Origin of the sequence: Aeoliella straminimaris, assembly GCF_024054565.1 — a bacterium.
GTDB classification, from domain to species: domain Bacteria; phylum Planctomycetota; class Planctomycetia; order Pirellulales; family Lacipirellulaceae; genus Aeoliella; species Aeoliella straminimaris.
In genome coordinates this window covers 13225-35370 of the sequence record NZ_JAMXLR010000017.1, presented here as the reverse complement: position 1 = coordinate 35370, position 22146 = coordinate 13225, and the positions used below count along the sequence as shown (strand labels likewise).

19 protein-coding genes and 1 tRNA gene are annotated in these 22146 nt (G+C 60.4%); 12 read left to right on the top strand and 8 right to left on the bottom strand.

The window, feature by feature from the left end:
• From NG895_RS04155 to NG895_RS04140, 4 genes are all read left to right on the top strand, one after another.
• Nucleotides 1–201, top strand: a complete 201-nt coding sequence (locus NG895_RS04155) for a helix-turn-helix transcriptional regulator (RefSeq protein WP_252851190.1) — start codon at nucleotides 1–3, stop codon at nucleotides 199–201.
• Nucleotides 198–707 carry a hypothetical protein gene (locus tag NG895_RS04150; RefSeq protein ID WP_252851189.1) on the top strand — a complete coding sequence of 170 codons (510 nt, stop codon included), beginning with the start codon at nucleotides 198–200 and terminating at the stop codon, nucleotides 705–707. The genes NG895_RS04155 and NG895_RS04150 overlap by 4 nt, the downstream gene beginning before the upstream one ends.
• 42 nt (nucleotides 708–749) lie before the next feature.
• Nucleotides 750–1547, top strand: a complete 798-nt coding sequence (locus tag NG895_RS04145; protein WP_252851188.1) for a hypothetical protein — start codon at nucleotides 750–752, stop codon at nucleotides 1545–1547.
• 511 nt (nucleotides 1548–2058) lie between these two features.
• Entirely contained in the window at nucleotides 2059–2391 is a 333-nt protein-coding gene (locus NG895_RS04140; protein ID WP_252851187.1) for a hypothetical protein, read from the top strand.
• Between the two features lie 217 nt (nucleotides 2392–2608).
• On the opposite strand, the gene NG895_RS04135 is transcribed toward NG895_RS04140, so the two are convergent.
• From NG895_RS04135 to egtB, 3 genes are all read right to left on the bottom strand, one after another.
• Nucleotides 2609–2682: transfer RNA gene (locus NG895_RS04135), tRNA-Arg, on the bottom strand.
• Between the two features lie 81 nt (nucleotides 2683–2763).
• The gene (egtD, locus tag NG895_RS04130) at nucleotides 2764–3732 is read right to left on the bottom strand and encodes an L-histidine N(alpha)-methyltransferase (RefSeq protein ID WP_252851186.1); all 969 of its coding nucleotides are present in this window, start codon (nucleotides 3730–3732) and stop codon (nucleotides 2764–2766) included.
• A 57-nt stretch (nucleotides 3733–3789) separates the two neighbouring features.
• Nucleotides 3790–5091 (bottom strand): ergothioneine biosynthesis protein EgtB, encoded by a 1302-nt coding sequence (gene egtB, locus NG895_RS04125; RefSeq protein ID WP_252851185.1) that lies wholly within the window; start codon nucleotides 5089–5091, stop codon nucleotides 3790–3792.
• A gap of 260 nt (nucleotides 5092–5351) precedes the next feature.
• Here egtB and NG895_RS04120 point away from each other — a divergent pair, with 260 nt between their 5' ends.
• On the top strand, nucleotides 5352–5903 hold the full coding sequence (locus NG895_RS04120) for an NUDIX hydrolase (RefSeq protein ID WP_252851184.1): 552 nt from the start codon (nucleotides 5352–5354) through the stop codon (nucleotides 5901–5903).
• A gap of 4 nt (nucleotides 5904–5907) precedes the next feature.
• Here NG895_RS04120 and NG895_RS04115 read toward each other — a convergent pair whose 3' ends face one another.
• Nucleotides 5908–6486: a hypothetical protein gene (locus NG895_RS04115; protein ID WP_252851183.1), complete on the bottom strand. Its 579-nt coding sequence runs from the start codon at nucleotides 6484–6486 to the stop codon at nucleotides 5908–5910.
• Nucleotides 6487–6860: 374 nt separating this feature from the next.
• On the opposite strand from NG895_RS04115, the gene NG895_RS04110 reads away from it, so the two are divergent.
• The gene (locus NG895_RS04110) at nucleotides 6861–7034 is read left to right on the top strand and encodes a hypothetical protein (RefSeq protein WP_252851182.1); all 174 of its coding nucleotides are present in this window, start codon (nucleotides 6861–6863) and stop codon (nucleotides 7032–7034) included.
• 13 nt (nucleotides 7035–7047) lie between these two features.
• Here the strand turns inward: NG895_RS04110 and NG895_RS04105 are convergent, their stop codons facing one another.
• Both NG895_RS04105 and fae read right to left on the bottom strand, forming a co-directional pair.
• Nucleotides 7048–7911 (bottom strand): NADP-dependent methylenetetrahydromethanopterin/methylenetetrahydrofolate dehydrogenase, encoded by an 864-nt coding sequence (locus tag NG895_RS04105; protein ID WP_252851181.1) that lies wholly within the window; start codon nucleotides 7909–7911, stop codon nucleotides 7048–7050.
• Between the two features lie 638 nt (nucleotides 7912–8549).
• A complete protein-coding gene (fae, locus tag NG895_RS04100; RefSeq protein ID WP_252851180.1) occupies nucleotides 8550–9047 on the bottom strand; it encodes a formaldehyde-activating enzyme in 498 nt (165 codons plus the stop codon).
• Between the two features lie 505 nt (nucleotides 9048–9552).
• On the opposite strand from fae, the gene NG895_RS04095 reads away from it, so the two are divergent.
• Nucleotides 9553–10644: a DUF1559 family PulG-like putative transporter gene (locus NG895_RS04095; protein WP_252851179.1), complete on the top strand. Its 1092-nt coding sequence runs from the start codon at nucleotides 9553–9555 to the stop codon at nucleotides 10642–10644.
• Between the two features lie 124 nt (nucleotides 10645–10768).
• On the opposite strand, the gene NG895_RS04090 is transcribed toward NG895_RS04095, so the two are convergent.
• Nucleotides 10769–12016, bottom strand: coding sequence for a TolC family protein (locus tag NG895_RS04090; protein ID WP_252851178.1), 1248 nt, complete (start codon nucleotides 12014–12016; stop codon nucleotides 10769–10771).
• 422 nt (nucleotides 12017–12438) lie between these two features.
• On the opposite strand from NG895_RS04090, the gene NG895_RS04085 reads away from it, so the two are divergent.
• The 5 genes from NG895_RS04085 to NG895_RS04065 all read left to right on the top strand — a co-directional run bounded on the left by NG895_RS04085 (nucleotide 12439) and on the right by NG895_RS04065 (nucleotide 18461).
• The gene (locus NG895_RS04085) at nucleotides 12439–14022 is read left to right on the top strand and encodes a tetratricopeptide repeat protein (RefSeq protein ID WP_252851177.1); all 1584 of its coding nucleotides are present in this window, start codon (nucleotides 12439–12441) and stop codon (nucleotides 14020–14022) included.
• 213 nt (nucleotides 14023–14235) lie between these two features.
• Nucleotides 14236–15105, top strand: coding sequence for a succinate dehydrogenase cytochrome b558 subunit (locus NG895_RS04080; RefSeq protein ID WP_252851176.1), 870 nt, complete (start codon nucleotides 14236–14238; stop codon nucleotides 15103–15105).
• Nucleotides 15106–15123: 18 nt separating this feature from the next.
• The gene (sdhA, locus tag NG895_RS04075) at nucleotides 15124–17157 is read left to right on the top strand and encodes a succinate dehydrogenase flavoprotein subunit (protein WP_252851175.1); all 2034 of its coding nucleotides are present in this window, start codon (nucleotides 15124–15126) and stop codon (nucleotides 17155–17157) included.
• A gap of 125 nt (nucleotides 17158–17282) precedes the next feature.
• Nucleotides 17283–18125, top strand: coding sequence for a succinate dehydrogenase iron-sulfur subunit (gene sdhB, locus NG895_RS04070; RefSeq protein ID WP_252851174.1), 843 nt, complete (start codon nucleotides 17283–17285; stop codon nucleotides 18123–18125).
• 18 nt (nucleotides 18126–18143) lie between these two features.
• Nucleotides 18144–18461, top strand: a complete 318-nt coding sequence (locus tag NG895_RS04065) for a hypothetical protein (protein ID WP_252851173.1) — start codon at nucleotides 18144–18146, stop codon at nucleotides 18459–18461.
• Between the two features lie 38 nt (nucleotides 18462–18499).
• On the opposite strand, the gene smc is transcribed toward NG895_RS04065, so the two are convergent.
• Entirely contained in the window at nucleotides 18500–22099 is a 3600-nt protein-coding gene (gene smc, locus NG895_RS04060) for a chromosome segregation protein SMC (protein ID WP_252851172.1), read from the bottom strand.
• Between the last annotated feature and the right edge of the window lie 47 nt (nucleotides 22100–22146).

Here is a 22146-nt window from a genome sequence, read left to right as displayed (position 1 = left end):
ATGAGTCACTTAGTCCATCCATCGGACGACAAGCCAGAACTCTACGACGAGAAACAAGTATGTGATTTGATCGGATGCTCCAAGTACCAGTTGAGCAAGCTGGTCGAGTCCGGTCAGTTTCCCGCTCCCGTCGTGAGTGCCCGCAAACTCGTTCGCTACAACGTCGCGGCCGTCCATCGTGCTCTGGGGGTGAGTAAATGAACATAGAAGACGACAACTTAAAGGACGCTATCGAGCGTCAAAAGAATTCGCCGGATTCGTTGGAGCAGCAACAGCACCTGTTGTCGGCACTGCTGGAGGCCGCCGTCAACGCCGAGTCCGATCCAGGGAAGCGTCTGAAATTGGCCGAAAGCGTGCTTATCAGTCAGCAAAAGTTGGCACACCAAGCACAGAAACTCGGACTCGACCGAAAAGACCTGCTGGCGTTCGATGAAGCCCGGCTACTTATTGGGACCTACCTCAAAGCGATATTCGGACTCGTCCGAGAGGTTATCAATGAGAACGAGTACGCCTGGATTGTCGATAGTGTTCAGCCTCGTATTTTTGACATGTGCCTTGAAGATGAAAACCTGAAGTCTTTCATGTATCGCAGCGATGCGGCTTGGTCCGAAGCGTGTTCCAAATTCACTGGTGAACCACGCGAGAGACTGGACGCAAAGCTGTTAATAGAACGCGGACGTGGGCAGAAGAGACTGTCCAACAACTAACTTTTCTTGGGCGAGTAGCCCGCAACTATGGAGTAACACCAAATGTTCATGCGAACCACGAAGAACGGCAAAACTATTCTCAAGACCCCTCTCGGAGACTTCGAGGTCGAGAGCGAAGCCGAAGCCACGTTGAAGAGCAACGAAATCTTCGACGAAATGACCCACCGCTTGAAGCGAGAACCCACAAAAGCTGAACTTATCTCAGGGCCGGTGGCGGCTGACGACCGCACACCCGCCCAGAAAATGGAGTTCGACGCCTGGAAGCCGAAGCGGCCGGAATCCCCCAAACTGCTGAAGATGGCCGATGAACTCGACGGTGGCGAGTCCAAGCCCGACTACACCGGGATGACACGCAACCAGCGGTTGGCGGCCGATATGCGGGCTGCACATGCCCGCGAAGTCGAAGAAGCCGACAAGGCTGCACAGCACGCCGAGAAGCTACGGCGTTTGAAGCCAGATCTCAAGAAAATCGACGATGCTATTGAGGCGGAAAACTGGCGAGCTGAGAATGGTTCGCGTCGGATTGTCGACCTGTTGTATATGACCCGTTCGCAGCTAGTGGACGGCAGCGACGCCGCCGAGACGCGACGCCTACGCAGCGAAGTGCAGACGCTTATCACTGAGCGTGCGAAAGTTGAACAAGCACACAACTTGAAGGCTATCGCCGAACTCGAAGCCCAGATTGCTAGCATCCGCGATGGAAGCCATTTGGGCAACCTCGGCGAAACCGACCCGGTAAAGTACCGTGCTGAACAACTCATGGCCGAAGGTCGAGACCCGACTGGTGCTTGGACTCAGGCAAGAGCCGAAGCGGCTGAACAGGGTGAATCGGTGGACTAGTGGTGAGTCGCGGCGGTATTGAAAGGAGCCGCCGCGACCACCAAGCACACGCCTAGCACACAAGGCGTGTCAATCGCTGGTTGTGCAACCTCGTATCGGCGGGGCTCCAGCGAGCGGCTAGGTGACTCCGGCCTTGGAAAAGCGGAACGAGTCATGCGTCCGGAAGAGTGGATCAGCACTCGGCAACCTAGCCAACCAAAACAAACGCAGGGCTAGCCATGGCCCGGTACGGCACCTCACCCCGTGTTCTGGTACATAGCCGCAAGGCAACACGGGTGTGAGGTTTTACAACTCACGCATGGAGCGGCGTCCGGTCTTTCTTGAACATCTTTCGGCTGGCCGTCGCTTTCAACACTCTACTAAGTTGGGATTTGAGGGCTCCGGCTTATGTACCGTGCGGCCTGGACAACCGCACGGCCTTTCGACCACGAATACCCATCGTGGATTTTCCTATGGGGCCGCCGTCTCCACATGGCCGGGGGCGGCGGCATTTTTTCGCTTGGAGGCAACTATGCAAAGCGACATGGAAGCCTATCGAGAACGATACGGCCCGTTGCCGGAAGACCCGATGCAGTTCGCCAGGGACCTCTACCGAGCCGGTTTGGTGTGCTCCGACATCGCGGTGTTGATGCAAGTCCACTTTGGGTACGGCAGCGATGATACCGTTGAACGCTACGTCAATCCCGAGCGAGAGCGAAAGCGAAAACAGTACGCCGCTGAGAAATACCGAGAGGCGAAAGCGTTGGCCTTGGCGATGTACGCCGAGGGCCAGACTATCGAGCAAATTGAACAGGCGATGCCATCCAAGTGGTTCGCCGAACAAGTTAGAAAGTGGATCAAATGACACCAGAACAACAACTTGAAGCCGCTCTTGAGTTGGCAATTGACCGATTGGCCGAAGAACGTCGCGAGGAACGCGAGGCAGAAGCCCGCGAGTTGGAGAGGCTCCGTGAACTACTCCGGTAGCATTCCCGTCGCTGTGGAGGTCGAACTTGCACGGTAACCAGTGCCAGATTAGGCTAGAACCAGAGGTCTAACCCCATTCGACACCAAGTGTCTAGCACGCCCGGCAGGACTCGAACCTGCAACCCCTGGTTCCGAAGACCAGTGCTCTATCCAATTGAGCTACGGACGCGTGGCGAGCGGTGGCTCGCGGGAAGTTCCTATCGTAACCTCTCCGGACACCGTTGGGGAGGCTGGGTTCGGAGTGGTGCGTCTAGCCCTTTACGGTGTAGTATCCCACGGCGAAAAGCTGTTTGGGGTCGGTCCACAGTTGCACGGGGGTGAAACCCGCAGACTGGGCAAGGCGGGCGAAGCTGTCGGGGCGGTACTTGTGCGACAATTCTGTGCGAATGCTCTCGCCGGCGGCAAACGGGACGGTTGCCCCGTCGATGCGAACCACCTGCTGCACCCGGCTTACCAGGTGCATTTCGACGCGCCGGTGAGACTCGTTGTAGACGGCCCGGTGACGGAACTGCTCAAGGGCGAAGTCGCCGCCTAGCTCTTGGTTGATGCGGCGGAGCAGATTCTTGTTGAAGGCGGCCGTCACCTGGTCGGCATCGTCATAGGCGGCCTCGAGCGTCTGCCGATCCTTCTCCAGGTCGAAACCGATCAGCAGTCCGCCGCCAGGGCCGACCAGCTTTGCAATCCCCGCCAGCAGTTGCCGAGCTGGGGCGGGTCGGAAGTTGCCAATGGTCGAACCGGGGAAATAGGCCACGCGGCGATCGATCGCGGTATCCGCCTCGGGCAATTCGAACTCGGCCGAAAAGTCCGCGCATACCGGCAGCACTTCAATATCGGCAAAACGATCGGCGATGCGATCGGCGGCCTCCAGCAGATGCTCGCCTGAAATGTCGACGGGCACATAACACAGCGGGCGTGGCACGTTTTCCAGCAGCCATCCCGTCTTCATACTGCTGCCGCTGCCCAGCTCGATAATCATGCTGTTGGGGCCAATCAGATCACCCATCGCTGAGGCGTGGGATTGCATGATGGCCACTTCGGTGCGCGTGGGGTAGTACTCCGGAAGTTCGCAGATCTGATCGAACAGTTGACTCCCTCGTTGGTCGTAGAAGTACTTGCTGGGCAGCACCTTTGGCGACGCACGCAACCCGGCCAGCACGTCGCGGAGGAACTGTTCGCGGCTGGTAAGCGACGGGCATTGCATTGGAGCTTGAGAAACCATGGACAAACTTTCTTCGTCGGTGATTGCGATGGACAGAGATCGTCGTGCTGGATGACTCTAGCGAGCCAGGCGAATGCCGGTGAACTGCCAACGGGCGTCCGGCGGAAAGAAATTGCGGTACGTAGGACGGATGTGACTTTCAGAAGTCGCACAAGAACCACCGCGCAACACGTATTGGTTGCACATGAACTTGCCGTTGTACTCGCCAATCGCTCCAGCAGGTGGGCGATAGCCGGGATAAGGCGTATAGGGGCTGGAAGTCCATTCCCACACGTCGCCAAACAGTTGCTGCATGCCTGCTGAAGACCTGGCAGGCATCGGGTGATAGAGACCGCTCTCCACAAAGTTGCCATCTTGTTCGACGTCGCGGGCGCTGGCAGCCTGCTCCCATTCGGCCTCGGTTGGCAGGCGAACGCCCCGCCACCGCGCGTAGGCATCGGCTTCGAAGAAGCTCACATGGCACACCGGTGCGGCCAGATCGAGTGGCTCGAGGCCCGCCAGCGTGAACTCGCACCACTGGCCATCGACCTGATGCCAATAGAGTGGTGCATTCCACTCCTGCTCGCCGACGGTATTCCACCCCAAGGAGAGCCAATGTTGAGGCTGACGATAGCCACCAGCTTCGACGAACTCCAGGTACTCGCCATTGGTGATTAGTCGCGACGCCAACTCGTGGAGTTGCAGCAGCACTTCGTGCACCGGGCCTTCGTTGTCGTAGGCAAAATCGTTGCCTGCGTAGCCCATCGAGCGAACCCCTTCGGGCCCGGTTATCCAACTTAGCTCCGCAGGCGCTTCATGTTCCTTGGTGGCGGGCAGATGATAGGCAGGCCAGCACGGATTGCAGGAAAGCATGTGCTTTACATCGGTGAGGATCAACTCTTGATGCTGCTGTTCGTGATGGAGCCCCAGTTCGAGAACCTGCAGAAGGCCTTCGTCGAGCTGGCTCTCGCCCGTCAACAGTTCTTCGATCCGGCCGTCAATCGCCTGGCGGTATTGCTTCACATCCTGCAATCCTGGTCGGGAGAGCAAGCCTCGGCGTGGGCGGGGAAACTGCTTACCGACCTGGTTGTAGTACGAATTGAACAGGTACTCGAAGGCGGGATCGACGGGCTGATAGTCTTCGATCACCTGCTTGAGAACAAAAGTCTCGAAGAACCAGGTGGTATGCGCCAGATGCCAGCGAACCGGGCTGGCGTCGGGCATGGACTGCACCACGCAGTCTTCGGGCGTTAGTGGTTCACTAATCCGATCGGACTGCTGGCGGACCCGCCGGTACTGCGCATATAGGTTGCGTTGGGCGGAGTGCCGGTCGACCTGCGCAGGGGGTGCAGGGGCAGTCGCCTCCGTTGAGCTGGCCATGGAATTCGTTTGCGGGGTGGAGTGGAGATTTCGTGGGACTATAGGAAACCGGGTGGTGGCGACCACCAAGAAAGCACGACTAAAAGGCACATCCCGTGCCAAAGGCTTTCAGCGGTTTCCCTGCTGTCGAACGCTTGCTCTATCACTTGCAAACTGCTCGTTAGCCTTCCAGTCTCGCGGCTAGTTGCTCGTTGTGCAACCATGCGGTTGCGAGCTTCGACCTGTCGGAGTCTAATGCTAAACTTCAAGGATCGCCGACCATGCCTGAATCACCTGATCTGCCACCACCCGTATCCCTGCATCGCGGAAAACACCTGGAATTGATCGGCCAGGGGCACTGGGAATACGCGACTAGGACCATTGCCTCCGGAGCGGTGGGCATTGTTGCTATCACCCCCGATCGACGTGTCATTCTGGTAGAACAGTATCGGATACCGGTCGGACGCAATGTGATTGAAATACCAGCAGGACTCGTAGGCGATACGGCCGAGGTGGCTGGCGAACCGCTACTCACGGCCGCGCAGCGGGAGTTGCTGGAAGAAACCGGCTACGAGTCGGGCGAGTGGACGTTGCTTGCCGAAGGCTACTCCTCTCCAGGGCTGACCGACGAGGCCGTGACCTTCTATCTGGCCGAGAACGTGCGCAAGACTGGTTTGGGCGGCGGCGACGAAGCGGAGTCGATCATTGTGCACGAAGTAGCCCTGGATAACACCGACGAGTGGCTCAGCGCGAAGATTGAAGCGGGCGATGGGGTCGACTTTAAGCTGCTGGCCGGTTTGTACCTGGCCGAGCGACGGTTGCCAAACAAGTAGTGGTTTACAGCATTGGCAGCGAGCCTGTATCGCGCAGGTCGCGAATCATCTGGCGACACTCCAGTGGGTCGGTGGGATCGAGCTTCAGCAGCGTGGCGACCACTTCGTCGGCCATCGACGACTTGCCAAGCTTCTCCAGGCACCACGCTAGCGAGCGCCCCGACTCGTGGAAGCTGCGATTGGCCAATTGCGAGTACGGCACAGGTGTTGGCTCCCCCGACCGCTTCCAAGCCCGCAGACCAAGTTGGTAGGCGTAGCCAAAGTGCCCGCGAGCCAGCGGAAAGTCGTTGTCTTTGTCCAGCCCCACCTGCCCCAACAACAGATGAGCCTCGAGACAGTCGCTGCATCCCGAGAGCAGCCACCGCAGTTCGTCCTGGGCGACGTCCAGCTCACCGGCTTCGATCATCATGTGGACCTCTTCAATGTCCTCTGCCCGATCTCGAGCACAGCGAGGATGACGCAGCACCCAGCCCGTCCCGCTGGACGCAGCCACCAACGACACGCTGCGCGCGTCTCCACTGGCTTTCGATTTGCCCGCCTTCGATTTGGCGGGGCGGTTGTTAGGACGACGTTTCTTGGCCAAGGCCGTGCGATCCGCTGGGTGAGATTTTCGAGGTCATTGAATATCAAAACGCCATTATTGCTTTAGAGTTCGGCTTCGACCAGTTACGATAGAAGACAACCATGTCGAACTCGTCTCCACCAACTCCCGCCCCGCCGTCCCAATGTCCGCATTGCGGCAGTTCGCTAAGCGGCGTCGAATCGGCTACCTGCCCGCATTGTGGCCGGGTGTTACCCAGTAAGACAACCGCGGCACCAGCGGCGTCGCCCTCTCCGGCCTCTCGCCCGCAGCGGTCGACGCCCGTTCCTCCGCCAGCGCCAGCAGCTTCGGCAAAGGGTGCCCAAACCGCAGAACATCGCCCACCAACAGAAGAAGCACCACCGCGGGCGCCCGCGGTGATTGCGGAGCAGGCGAACACTGGACCCACGGTCAGAACCAAGGTCGATCCCAACGTTCTGAGCCCCGAGGAGAAGTCTCGGCTGCGGTCCAAGGTTCGGATCGTCGTGGCATGCTGCTCGGCGACCGTGTTGTTGCTGACCTTCCTGGTGCTGCTGGCGCTCAGCCGTTAGCAGCGTGCGTTTACTACTCCAGCGACTTGCCCAACTCGTAGATCTCGGTCGCGTCGAGCACCAGGTCGTTGGCCGTAAACAGTTTCTCGACTGCGGCGCGGTGAATCTTCATTTTCGTGCCACCAACCCCAATGGCCCCGTAGCAGATGGTCGCCCCCTGCTCGACTCGCTTGTCGGCGACTTCAATTCCCTCGATGCCCAAGGGTGGCACCGCGTTCAGATCGATCGCAACACTCAGGTTGGGATAATCTTGGCGGACGCTCTGTGGCAATAGCGCTACCCCCGGTGGGCCACTGGAAATCACCACCTGGGCACCGTCGATCGAGCTCCGCAGTCCCGCTTCGTCGGTGGTGACCACGCACTCGATCTGTGCCTGGGGCGCTTGCTGACGGACCTCATCGGCCACTTGCTGGGCGTGCTCAAGCGATCGCGAACCGAGTCGCATCCGCGCGCCGTCGTCGGCCAGCATCCGCAGGATCCGCTTTCCCACTGAACCGGTGCCGGCAAGCACCGTGACGGTCGATTTCGACAGATCGACATGCCGCCCGGCGGCAATCACGGCCGCGGCTGCGGTGGTATTGGACCCGTTGGAGTCGAGCATTACCGACACCCGCATGGGTCCGAAGCAGGTATTGGTCACCGCGGCCAGCACCTTCTCCCCAGCCGAAACATCGCTGCCCCCGACAAAGATGGCCGTGTTTTTCAGATCGGCTGGAGCACGGGTAAAGATGGCCCCATACACCAGGTCCTGCACGGCCGCAGGCGTGATGCCGCCGTGACGGAACAGGTGCTCGACGCCCGCATCAACTGCCACGACCCCGTCGAATACGCTGGGCTGCGGATCGGTATCGAGGCAAACGAGAATCTTGGCAGGCATGGTGGCACGGCCTTCGCAAATAGGCGTTCGGTGGATGCGACGATCGGGGACCTAGGCTTCCCCCACGGAGGACAACCGAGCAAGAACCAGTTTTCTACAGATTCTCACCGGTGCTTGTAGGATTTTTACACGCAGCGGGGGAGAATGCAGGGTGATAACTTGTGTGCTCTCACGCCAAGCGAACTCTGGCGAGTTCGGTTACGGTAGCGGTGCGCGCTGCGCCGGAGCGGTCGCATCGAGTTCGCTCGCGGAGCTAAGCGAGGCTAGCTTAGTTTTGGGCCAACCGAGTATTGGTACAACTGGCTGAACATGCGGAGAACAACGTGGTCGGTTTTGACGCGAGGCAAGCCAAAACACCTCGGAAAAACTCGGGGTATCAGCAAACCCACGGGGACAAAACTCCCAGAGTTTTGGGCCCATGCATCGTTGTTCCCCACACCTGGCCCAAAAAACCGGTTTTGGGCCAGAGCATGAAACGGGAGGAAGAGTTGTACCAGAGATCGCGCCGAGGCCTGGCTGCTGCCAGTCTGGAACAAACTCCGGGCAGGGGGACAAGCCCGCTGGCAAAGTCCGCCCGCCCCACGGCAGTGGAGAAACACGCCTTCCCCGCGCGAAATCGCGCGGGGAAGGGAATATGGCTAGAAGCCCCGGAACGGGTGGGCTGCTTCGTCTTTGCCGGCGATCATCTCAGCGGCCGAAGGCTTTCCTTCCATCGCGTTCTTGATGGCCATCTTGGTGGCTTCGTAGTTGTACTCGTAGATCTTCTTGTCGTCTTCTGCTTCGGGGTGAATAAACACACCACAGACGCAGACCAGATCTTCCGCGGCGTCTTGAGCGATGACGCCATCGGCCACGCTGTCGGCCACGGCCTTGGCCACGGCGGCCTGGGCGGGTCCGAACATTTGTACGGCCTGCTTCATCCCCTTGATGGTCACTTTCGTGATCATGACGGTGGCGGGCTTCACGGCCAGATTCGGGGTCAGCACAGCCAACAGGTTGGTGTGACCTTCGCTTTGGCGAGCCAGGGCATTGGCGAAAGCTGCGCCGACGGGACCATCTTTACTGCCCAGCAGCAGATCGATGTGGGCGATTTCGTTGCCATCGCCCGTCAGGGCTTCGCCGATGAACATGGACATTCCTAGTACTCCTGGAAGGGTGGGGTTATTGGATACGGCCAGCCGAGTATTTGTGCCGCCAGTCCCAAGAAGTTGGGTAAAAACAGCCTCTTGAGGAAGAAATGGGGCTGCTTTGGGCGAATGGCGATTGGAGGACCTCCGGCGAGACCCATGCCGGACTCCGCTTCGCTGCGGTGGAGAATACCAGAATGGAGCGGTTATTCAAGCGACCGGTGCCGGGGGCGTACCTGTTTTCTGGACAAACGCCCCGGTTTTTGCCACAATTTAGATTGGCGATGGTGTCTACTGCACCACCCGCCCGGTTACTCGTCCTGCCTCGTCGCCACGGGTCGATGGCCGCTAATTGCGTAGACCTTCACTCCTGTCATCACAATTCATCAAAGGCGACACGCGTACGGAACAGATTCGGCCCGGCGAACCGGGCCGATGCTATCATCTGCCTTTCATCCCTGCCGCACAGCAACTCGGTGCTTGCCCAGCGGCGAAATTCGAAGAGAGAAGAAACATGAGGCACTCACTCGCTGGCCGCAGAATACCCCGCGGCTTTACCCTGGTTGAACTGCTGGTCGTGATCGCGATCATCGGCACCCTGGTCGCCCTGCTATTGCCTGCGGTGGGTGCTGCGCGCGAGGCAGCTCGCAACAACACCTGCAAGAACAACATGCGTCAGTTGGGCTTGGCCCTGACAACCTTCGACTCGACTCGAGGTTACCTGCCTGGCTACATCAACGACATTGAAGATGTGCGAAGTTCGAAGGACAGCAACCAGCAATACACGACTGCTCGCCAGGCCAGTTGGATTGTGATGCTGTTCCCTTACATGGACCAACCAGCATTGTGGGACAACTGGAGCAGCTTCTCCGGTTCCGCTGCTGGCAACACTCCCGAACTTGAAGTTCTGCAATGCCCCAGCAATCCACCCGAGATCCCCGGCTTCCCCTGGTGCTCGTACGTCGGCAACAGTGGCCAGATGTCGACCGATCCCAGCCGCAACACGGTCTATGAGAACCCAGCCAATGGCGTGTTCGTGGATCGCAGTGTCAACCTCAACGCCATTCCATCTGGCGCCAAAGATGGCCGCGAGGACAGCAAGCCGCCTCAGGTATCGATTAACTACATGTCTAACGATGGTGCTTCGAACACCGTGATGGTCAGCGAACGACTCGATTCGTTCTATTGGGCCTACGTCGATTCCGGCAATCAGCCAACCATGATCTCGCAGAACAAGAACTCCGTGCTGGCTGACAACGGCTTGTGGTTCGGCTTCATGTGGTCGAACCAGGCCACCACTGCCGGCACCGCCGACCCTGAGAATTCAAGCTGCCTGCCCACCTACCAGAAGATCAACGGAATTCCCGCCGACCTTCTTCCGCCGCGGAACATGACGGAGTTGACGGACTGCTACGCTTATCCGTCCAGCAACCACTCCGGTGGCGTGAACATGTCCTTTGGCGACGCCCGCGTAACCTTCGTCGTCGAGACGATCGATCCGGTCGTGTATGGCCAGTTGATGACCACGAATTCTCGGCGTTCGGACTACGCTCCCAACGGTGTCCGGGATGCCAAGCTTCCCCCGGTTTCGGCCGACCAGTTCTAATTGGTCGTTTCCAACCGGCTAGAATACAAGCAGGCCGCCGATGCACTACTGCTTCGGCGGCCTGTTTTGTTGCGCTGTGTTCTCCTCGCGGCCCGACCAATGTGTGCTTTCTGCAAACTCCCGCTCACTCACCGCGAGCGCCAACCAGAAAGCCCGTCAGCGTTTGCACGCTACGGTTCACCTGTCCCAGAGTGGCCAGGTAATCGAGGCTCGACTCGAAGTAAGTTCGCTGCACCGTGAGCAGTTCCAGGTAGCTGGCCTCGCCGGCGTTGTAGCTTTGCTGCGTGAGGTCCATGTTCTCCTGAGCCCGGCGGAGAATGTTGTCTTGGTAGGCATCGGCTTGAGCTTTAGCCGACTGGTACTCTCGCATCATCTCGGCGAGTTGCGACGTCAAGTCGAGTTCCACGGCCTCGAGCTTTCGCGAGGCTGCCGTGAGCTCGCTCCGGGCCTGGGCGATGCCTCCCTGGTTGCGATTCCAGATGGGAATCGGCATCCCGACCTGGACACCGCCGATGGCGTCTTGCGTTGCATTGTCGTACTGCATTGCCAGTTGCGCCGTGACGTCGGGGACTGGCTCGGCACAAGCCCGGGCGACTGCCGCCCTGGCTCGCTGGATATCGACAACCAGTGCGGCCACGTCGGGATTGCTGCCCAGTAGTATTTGACGGGACGATTCCCAGTCGTGGGGCCAGGTCAGCTTGGTTGGGTCGGCCTCGACGGACTGAGCCGTCAGGTTGGGTTGTCCCATCGCCACGGCCAATCGACGCCAGGCCGAATCGCGCCGGGCACGAGCCTGAGCCAGCTTGACTTCGATGCGATTCAGTTCGATGTTCGCTTGCAGCACATCGATGCGTCGAGCTTCTTGCGCCTCGAACAGTTGTTGCACCGAATCGCTGGCCTTCGTGCTGACTCCGACCAAGGCTTCACTCAGTTCAACCTCACGCTGCGCGAGGTAGGCATCGTAGAACGCAATTCGCACGGCGGTTAGCACTCGCAGCTTTTCCGCTTCGAGCAATTGCTGTTGCTCGCGCACCTGTTGAACGGCCACCTGACGGTTGAGCCCCAGCTTGTTGCCACGGATGAACGTCTGCCCGGCATAGAGGCCTTGCTGCCCGGCGGCTCCATCGTTGCCCATTTCGGACCCCATGTAGCCAAACTCCGGATTCGGCGGCAGACCCACTTGCACGCAGTTGCCCCGCGCGGCCCGCACTCGGGCGGCCGCCTCGTAGATGCCGGGGTGCGAGTCGAGGGCGATGGCCTCGGCCGAGTCGAGTGAAAGTGGCCCTGTGGAGGGGGTAACTTCTTGCGCCGTGGCTAAGCAACCAGCCAGTGCCAGAGGCACCATGCAAACGATGGGGGCATAACTCAGCATAGTAAATCACCGGGGGGGAAAGAGCATAACGCAACAGTTGCATCGGTCGGACCGGTCGAGCGGGTGAATTGCTTTGTGACGAATCGTCACAGCTTAACAACGTCCTGCCACAAATTCGCCGAACCACATCTCAAGGGTTGGCGTAGAACAACCCAAGCGACGAAGCGCCCGTTTCGTTGCGACCGGAAAGACCCCACCATCGGGGGCGTGAATTGCGGGCCGAGCGAGCAATCGGGCGGCATCCGCGCCCGGAGGGGGTACGATGAATAGCACAGGTGCGCTTGTGCACCGCTAGCGGACGGGGTGCAATCTCGCTTCGCTCGATTCCGAAAGACTACATACCAATGGCCGGCGCTGCGGCTGGCAAAGCAACATTTTGTCCGCCAGCGAGGCGTGGCGGGCCTTTCCCGAGGTGGCTGAACATGTCGACGATCAACTTCCTGCGTTTCGCCTGCTGCCCTGCATTGCTCGCGGCGTTGCTCACCACAGCCGCCTTCGCCCAGGACGAATTTGGTGCGGAAGATACGCCCTCCCAAAATCCCTTCGAGCAGGCGAATGCCGCGTTGGAGAATGAGGAGTGGGACAAAGCCACCGACATGTACACGCAGATCCTCAATGCAGCGACCGCTCAACGCGATACGCTCGCCGAAGCGGCTGCCTACATTGGTCGGGGGCAGGCTTGGGCCGGACTGGAACTCTACCAGCAGGCCTTGGATGATTTTCGCAAAGCCGACGACCTGACCAACAGCGCCGATCCCAAGAAGAAGGCCCTGCGGGCGGAACTGCAGTACCAGCGGGGCAAGATGTACCTGGACATGGGGAGCCAGTTTATTGGTGCCGCGCTTCCCGACTTGCAGGCCGCGCACAACTCCAACCGCACCCACTTGCCCTACGTGTTCGCGCTGGGCAAAGCGTACGCCCTTGGTAGTCCGTATCAAGCCGGCTTCGGCGAACAGGCCGAACCGTTGCTTACCGAATACCTGGACGAGAATCCCAACGATGCCGAAGCACTGCGTTTGCGCGGTACGGCCTATGCCTCGATGAATGAGGTGGAGGACGCGTTTGCCGACTTGAATCGCTCGGTCGAACTCGATTCGAACGACTACCAGACCTATTCGACCATGGGAACACTGCACATCGCGGAGCAGCAGTACCCCGAGGCCATCGAGGCCATCAAGAAGGCCATCGAAGTGTACGAGCCTCAAAAAGGCCAAGAGGACGTGCCGTTCGCGCAGGGCTACATCACGCTGGCCGTCGTGTACGAAGAGATTGGCAAGACGGCGGACGACAAAGCCGAACGCGAAGCAGCGCTTACCGACAGCATCAAGTCGGGCGACGAACTGTTGGACTTGCTGCCCGAGTCGCATGACTACGACAACGTGCGCAGCGAAGTGTATTACCACCAAGGCCTGGCTCACCGGTTCCTCGAAGAATATGGCCAGGCCGTCAAGGCACTGGGCGAGTCGATTAACCTGAACCCTGAGAAGGGCGAAGCCTACTTCCGCCGTGCGATCTGCTTTGTCAACATGGGCGAGTACGAATTGGCGCTGCGTGACCTGACAGACACCCAATCGCTCAACTTCGAAGACGCACGGGCCTATCTGTGGCAAGGCATTACCTACGCCAAGATGGGCAAGTACCGCGAAGCCATTCGGGCTTACAATACGGCCATCTCGTTCAGCAACCGATATGCGGACGCGTACCGCAATCGGGCACACGCCTACTTCCAGTTGGGCGAGTTCGACAGCGCTATCGATAGCTTCAACGAGTGCATTCGCCTCGACTTCGAGAACGCCAGCAACTACTACAAGCGAGGTTTGTGCTACGACAACCTCGGCAAGCCGGACGAGGCCGCCAAGTCGTACATCAACGCGATTCGCTTCGACGAGCAATTTGCCGCCGCCTACGACCGGCTGATTCCCTTGCTCGAACAGCAGGGCCAGGCAGACCTGGCGGAGCAGTACCGAGCCAAGCGGGCGACGCTCAGCACATCAGCTGGCGCGTGATTGGCGGTTAACGGCAACCACGGCAGGCCGAGGCGACGCCGACGCTTTGCTCGCCGGCCAAATGCCTCGCCACCTTGCGACATTTGCCGGCCCCTCTATACTACGGGTGAGAAGTCATCCTAACTCGCGGTCTGGCAACGAGATGTGCACTTAGTGTGCATTTTGGTGCACTCGACCGCGGGCCGTCTGGTATCGAACCCACGAGGTGTTGCGGTGGCTGGAACTGAGCCGTCGTTTTTCGTCCGCCATGAGTTTTTGATTCGCCGGTTACATTCTTTGACCGGCATCATTTTCGGCGGGTACGTCTGCGTCCATTTGTTTGTTAACGCCAGCATCGTCGGTGGTGCGCAGGCGTTTCAGAAGAACGTCCTTGCCATCCATTCGATGGGCGGAATTCTGCCATTGGTGGAGTGGGTATTTATTTTCCTGCCCATCCTGTTCCACATGTTCGTGGGCATTGGCATCACCGTCGGGATGATTCCCAACAACAAGAACTACCCCTACGAGGCCAACTGGCGGTACACGCTGCAGCGGGCCACTGGGTTGTATCTGTTCCTGTTCATCCTGTGGCACGTCTTCCAGACGCATGGCTGGTTCCACTTCGACTGGTGGCTCAACGTAGCCGAGCGGTGGGGCGGAGCCCAGTTCAGCCCGTACAACGCGGCCTCCTCGATTGGGCTGATCATGCAGAACATGCTGGTCTCGCTGCTGTACGCCCTGGGCGTGCTGGCCGCAGCGTTTCACTTGTTCAATGGCGTCTGGACCGCGGGCATCACCTGGGGCATCTGGACTCGTCCGCACGCCCAGGCCAACGCCTTGAAGGTCTGCCTGGCGGCATCGGTGCTGCTGGGTGCGGTCGGCCTCAGCGCCATCTGGGGTGCCCGCAAGATCGGCAGCAGCGAAGAGTCGATCAAGCAGGCCGAGGCCATCGAGAACGAAATGTACACCGTTCAGGTGGAGGCCGGGTTGATCCCGCCCACCGAACACAAGCGGGCTCATCACGCTGATTCGGACGAAACTCCCGAACTGACGGCCACGCCCGCCAGCGATGAGAATCCCACCCATCCGAGCGACGAAGACTGAGAGTGGAGAATAGACGAAATGGCAGAGCAACGAGTCTTGGTGGTAGGTGGCGGACTGGCTGGCCTGGCCGCTGCGATGAAGCTGGCCGAACTGGACATTGCGGTCGACCTGATGAGCCTGGTGCCCGTCAAACGCTCGCATAGCGCTTGTGCTCAGGGTGGCATCAACAGCGTGAACGACACCACTCGTCAGTTGGGCGACAGCGAGTACCTGCACTTCGACGACACCGTGTACGGCGGCGACTTCCTGCAGCACCAGCCGCCTGTGAAGGAAATGGCCGACTGGGCGCCTAAGATCATCGATCTGATGGATCGCCTGGGGGTGCCGTTCAACCGCACGCAGGAAGGCTATCGCGACCAGCGCCGCTTCGGCGGTACGTTGTTCAAACGCACGGCCTTCGCCGGCGCCACCACCGGGCAGCAGTTGCTGTACGCCCTGGACGAGCAGGTTCGCCGCCAGCATGCCGCAGGCAAGGTAAACATCTACGAAGGTTGGGACTACCTGGGCCCGATCATCGACGACGATGGACGCTGCCGCGGAGCCACGGCCCAAAACCTAGTGACCATGGAAATCCGCGCCTTTCCGGCCGACGCCGTGGTGCTGGCCACGGGCGGCTGTGGGTTGATCTTCGGCCGCAGCACGATGAGCATGGCCTGCACCGGAAGTGCTGCCAGCCGCAGCGTGCAGTACGGGGCCAAATACGCCAACGGCGAATTCATCCAAGTACACCCCACCGCCATTCCCGGTGCCGATAAACTTCGCCTGATGAGCGAAAGCGCCCGTGGCGAAGGTGGCCGCGTGTGGGTGCCCCGCACTCCGCAGGACACACGGGCTCCCAAGGATATTCCCGAAAGCGAGCGATACTACTTCCTGGAGGAACGGTATCCCAAATACGGAAACCTGGTGCCGCGTGACATCGCTACCCGCGAAATCTTCAATGTCTGCGTGAATGAAGGTCTCAGCGTCGAAGCGGACAAACAGTGCGTGTACCTCGATCTGACGCACATTCCTCGCGAAGAACTCGACCGCAAGCTGGGCGGCATCCTGCACATCTACGAGAAGTTCCAGGGCGTCGATCCACGCGACCAGCCGATGAAGATCTTCCCGGCCGTGCACTATTCGATGGGCGGCCTGTGGGCCGACTACGAGCGGACCGCCGCGGGTGGTCTGATGCCGGGCTCGCCTCGCAACCATCAGACCAACATTCCGGGGTTGTACGCCATCGGCGAGTGCGACTACCAGTACCATGGTGGCAACCGCCTGGGGGCCAACTCGCTGCTCTCGTGCATCTTCACAGGGTTGTTTGTCGGGCCATGCATCGAAACCGCCTTGAAGAGCCTGGACGCATCGGCCTCGGACGCCCAGTTCGACTTGCTGCATCGCGCCGAACGGTCGAAGAAGGAAATGGAGCACAAGAAGCTGCTTGAGGCCCCGACCGGCGGCGAGAACCCGTACCTGATTCACCAGGAGTTGGGCCAGGAGATGACCAAGGCCGCCACCGTGGTGCGAGTGAACGACCAGCTTACCGCTGCCATCGAAAAGGTTGCCGAGTTGCACGAGCGGGCCAGGAAGTGCTCGCTGTCCGACACCGGTGTCTGGACCAACCAGAATGTGATGTTCACCAAGAGCCTGCTCGACATGTTCCCGCTGGCCAAGGCCCTGCTCAAGGGAGCTCTGGCTCGGGACGAATGTCGCGGTGCCCATTACAAACCAGCGTTCGACATGCCAGGTGTCGAGTCGACCGATCCGACCGAACGCCGCCAGCAGGCCGAGCTGTGGTGCGACAAGTTCGAAGAGAAAAACCGCAAGTGGCTGAAGACCACCATCGCCGATTTCGACTCAAAGGGCGATCCCACGCTCAGCTACGAAGATGTCGATACGTCGCTCATTCCGCCGCGTCCGCGTTTGTACGGTATCGTCGGTGGCGACATCATCGAATCGGTGTGGAAGGAGCGGCAGGTCAAGAAGACAGAGTCCGGGGCCCAGGGTGTCGAGAAGCCCGCCAACGGTGCGGCTGAAGTCTCCCGCGACCCGGTGCCCGCCAATAAGTAAGAGTACCGCACGCTGAGAGTTTCGCCTGCCGATGATGTCCGAGTTGGCCGATACTCGCTGGCGAACTAGAATAAGAGTGTCCTCAGTAAGTTTTAATTGGGCAGTTTAACGGAATTCCAAGAGATATGACCGCAAGTTCCACCAAGCGGGAGTCGTTCGATGTGCGAATCCTTCGGCAAGCCGCCCCTGGCGAGCCGAGTCGCTGGGAGACGTTTCGCATACCGTACGAACCGAATCTCAACGTGATCAGCGTTCTGCAGAAGATCGCTGCCATGGCTCGCAACGCCGAGGGCAAGGAAACCACGCCCGTGGCCTGGGACTGCAACTGCCTGGAAGAGGTCTGCGGTGCGTGCACGATGGTGATCAATGGCCGCGTGCGGCAATCGTGTTCGGCGTTGGTCGACCGCTTGCTCGAAGAGCACGAAGGCGAGATCGAACTGCAGCCGATGACCAAGTTTCCCGTGGTCCGCGACCTGGTGGTCGACCGATCGCGAATGTTCCGGGCCCTGGAAAAGGTGAAAGCCTGGGTGCCTGTGGACGACTACTACGATCGTGGTGCCGGGCCGCGCGAGTCGCAGGAATCGCAGGAAGAGCGTTACCCGCTCTCAGAGTGCATGACCTGCGGCTGCTGTGTCGACGCTTGTCCGCAGTACTCCAAAGTTGAAGTGGAACGGCGACCCAACGAGTCGATCGAAGAGCATCAGGCTCGTCAGGCGGAAGCAGAAAAGAGCGAATTTCTCGGCGCCGCGCCCATCAGCCAGGCGATGCTGTTCAATCGACATGCCACGGGCGCGATGCTGGCCGACGACCGGCTGAACGCTCTATCGGGACCCGGCGGCATTCAGGTTTGTGGCAACGCTCAGAACTGCGTGGCCGTTTGCCCCAAGGAGATTCCGCTCACCACGTCGATTGCCCGTGCTGGGCGACAGACTACGGTGCACGCCATCAAGAAGATCTTCGACAGGTAACCCCGTGTTCGGAATACGATGAGCGAACAGCCCACCGAAACACTCGCAAGTTCTCCGACCGCCGGCTCGTCCAGCGGCCTGCGAGCCCTCCGCGTAGCCATCGGTACCTTGCTCCTGGCAGTGATCGTGGGCAACCTGTTGGCCACTGCGGCTCCCGGGTTGCGTGCCTCCATCCGCGGGGCGTTTCCCGCCTGCTGTGGCGGCGCCGACAGCGCGGCTAACAACTGCGAAAGCGGCACTTGTTCGGCGGGGATGACCCCGATCGGTTTGCCCGTCTCGGTGCTCGAGCAAACGGCCGAGCAGCAACTTCCGCCGCAGGGCGAAGCGAGCGAGTAGACGCCCGAGCGACTTGAAGGGGCCACACTACTTGGGCTCTAGGCGGCTTTCTTCAGCGATTGGCCCATCGCACTGGGCTTGATGAATCCATCTTCGGTCACGTCGTCGAAACGTACCGATACCTGCTTCGAGATGCCCGATTCCTGCATGGTGACGCCGTACAGCGTGTTAGCGCCGGTCATCGTCTTCTTCGAGTGAGTGATCACTACGAACTGCGTGTTCGACAGGAAGTCGGACAGCACGCCGGTGAAGCGGCCGACGTTGGCCTCGTCCAGGGCTGCGTCCACTTCGTCCAGCACGCAGAACGGGCTGGGCTTGCTGCGGAACATGGCCAAGAGCAGCGCCACACAGGTCATCGTCTTTTCGCCACCGGAAAGTAGCGAGATGGTCCGCGTGTCCTTGCCCGGTGGGCAGGCGCGGATCTCTACGCCGCAGTCCATGGCGTCTTCGCTTTCGTACTCTTCGAGAATCAGATCGGCCTCGCCGCCGCCAAACAACCGGCGGAACAGCTCCTGGAAGTGACCTCGCACCGTGTCGACCGTCGACAGGAACATCTGACGGCTTTCGGTGTTCAGCTTGGTCATCAGCTTTTCGAGGCTTGCTTTGGCCTGCGAAAGGTCGTTGTACTGGGCCGAGATCGATTCAAATCGCGACTCGATCTCTTCCAGCTCGTCCAGCGCGTCCACGTTCACCGCTCCGATGCGGTGCAAGCTGTCACGAATCTGGTTGATCTCTTGTTCCACTTGCTTACGATCGATCTCCGGCCGCTCCTGGGGAGCAGCGGCCGCAACCTCGGGCAGGTCGATCTCGTAATCTTCCTTCAGCCGGTCGACCAGCGATTGGCGTTGGTGCTCCAGCTTGGCAAGTGTCACTTCGAGCTGCGAACGGCGCGATTGGGTTTCGTCCACGTGGCGGCGGGCGGCGCTCAGCCGTTGTTGCAGCGCGTCGCGGCGGCCTTGGGCCTCCTTGCGCCGGGCGAGGCATGCTTCGCGGATGGGCGTCTGCTCATCGAGTTGGCTCTTCAGTTCGGTTAAACGTGCCTCGGCTTTTTCGCGCTGTTCGCGCAGTTTTGCCAGCCGCTCGTCGAGGGCCTGCCGCTGGCGTTCCAGTTCCTTCCGTAGGTCGACGGCCGAGGGACCGCCACTGGTGGTGACGGCCGCCTCTTCCAGCAGATCGATCTGCTGCTGCAATTTCGCGGTTTCGACCTCCAGTCGTCCAACGAGGTCCCGTTGTGTGGATTGCTCGGCCGTGGCGACCGAGTACTGCTGACGCAATTCGCTGCAACTGCTGGCCAATCCATCTCGTTGGCCTTCGAGTGTCTTTAGGGCGTTGCGCGTGGCCGTTTCTTCTACATCGATTTGTTGCCTCGCCGCGGTGAGCTTCTCCGCCTGAACGCGCAGTTCCTCGGCTCGTTGACCGGCCACCTTTTCGGCCGTGCTGGCCGAAGCAATTTGTTCGCGGAGCTGCGAAAGTTGTTCGCGGGCCTGGCGGTCTCGGTCGAGTGCTTCGGTCACTTCGTGGCGCCATCGTTCGCACGCTTGCTCCAGATTTTCCTGCTCCTCCGTTAGCTTTTTGGCGGCAGGTTCGAGCTGAGCGACTTGTTGGCGTAGCTCTTCCAGGTTGTGCCGACGTGTCAGCGAGGCGCGGGCTTGATCCCGCCGGCCGGTTACTACGGTTCCCTCGGCTCCCAGCACATCGCCGTCGGCTGTCACAAAGTGCAGCCCATGCCCCGTGTGGCGGGCCAGACGATGGGCCGTGGCCAGGGTGTCGACCACCCAGGTGCGGCCAAGCAATCGCCGCACCAACGGCTGGTACACGGATTCGCTATCGACGAACTGATCGGCACGCCCCCACACGCCATGCTCGTCGGACAGATCCATCTGGTCGATAGCCGACACCGGGGTGCGACAGTCGAGTAGCATCAACCGGGCGTCGGCCGGCAGTTGATCGGCATAGTTGAGCAGTTTCTCCGTCGAGGGCACCACCACGTATTCGGCCAGCACGCCCAGCGCCGCTTCGATGATTGGAGCGGTATCGACATCCACGTGCAGCACGTCAGCCACCACCACCGGCTTCGTACCCAGGGTGTGGGCGACGAAGTGTTGCACCTTCTGGTTGGTGTTCTGCTGCTGGCGATCGAGCTCGCCGATCAGTTCAATTCGATGTCGACCGGCTGCCAGATCGGTTTCGGCCCGTTGGCACTCGCGACGCACCTCGGTCAGGCGTTGTTCGTTTTGGTTGAGCTCGCTGCGGGCCGACTCGAGCTTTTGCTCGCACGCCTGGCAGTGCGAATCGGCCTGGTTGAATTGCTCGCGGGCGTCGGCCACCGACCGGTGGAGCGATTCGAGTTGCCGGTGCAGCGGCGCCAGCTGTTCTTGGGCCGATTCCAGCTCAGCACTGTTGGCGGTGCGGCGTTCGCCCATCGAGGAGAGTTTCTCCCGCATCAGCTCCAGGCGATTGTCGGTGGCCGATAGTCGTTTGGAAAGTTCCTCGACCTGTGCCGACAGTCGAGCGGCCAACGTGGTGTGGTGCGAGAGCTTCTCGCTAGCGTCGGCTAGGCTGCGGGAGTGGTCGTCGTACTCGCTGCGGGCCACTTCGAGGCGGGTCACAACCGAGTCGTTGTTCTCCGGCTCCTGCGGCTGCGGGGCCGTCGCCGCCTGCCATTGCTGCTCGAGGGCCTCGATGTTGGCCTGCAGATCCTCCTCGCGCCCGGTAAGGCCGTCGATCGTTGCTTGACTGCTGACCACCTGCTCGCGAATGCCGGCAATCTGCTGATCGACCTTCTCGCATTCGGCTTGAGCTTCGGCGACAGCTTGCTCCAGTTGAGGAAGTTCCTGCTCGGCCGATTCCATCCACTCCCGGCGCTGATTGTCCTCGTCGGCGAAGTTGGCCAACTCGCCGGCCACGTTGTCGACGCGCTGGGTGAAGCGGAACCAGTCGGCGATGCCAATTTCCGTTCGCAGCTCCTTCAGTCGCTTGACCCCTTCGCGGTATCGCTGGGCCTTGCCCGCTTGCATGCGGATGCTGCGCAGCCGGCTTTCCACTTCGTCGACAATGTCGGACAGGCGCAGCAGGTTTTGCTCCACTCGCGCCAGGCGGCGAGCCGCGTCCTGGCGTTTGGCACGGAACCGGCTGATGCCAGCGGCTTCTTCGAAAATGGCCCGGCGATCGCGGGGCGAAGCCTGCAGCAACCCGTCGACCTTGCCCTGCTCGATGATGCTGTAGGCTTCGGTGCCGATGCCCGTACCGGCCAGCAGGTCGCGGATGTCGCGCAGTCGGCAGGCGCCGCCGTTGATCAGATACTCGCCTTCGCCGCTGCGGTAGACGCGGCGGGTGATCGCCACGTCGCGACCCTGCGATTCGCCCCCGTACTTGCCGTCGGCGTTGTCGAGTACCAACGTCACTTCCGCGGCGTTCAGAGCTCCCCGCGAGCCCGATCCGTTGAAGATGACGTCGGTCATCTCCGAACCACGTAGCGACTTGGCACTCTGGGTGCCGAGCACCCACTTGATGGCGTCGACTACATTCGACTTGCCCGAACCATTTGGCCCCACCACGACGGTGACGCCTTCGTGGAACTCGAACCGCGTTTTGTCCGCGAAGCTCTTGAAGCCGGAAAGTTCGAGCGCTTTGAGCATCGTAGGATGGGGACAGGATCGAGGGTCGGGGAGCGAGCACCGTACTG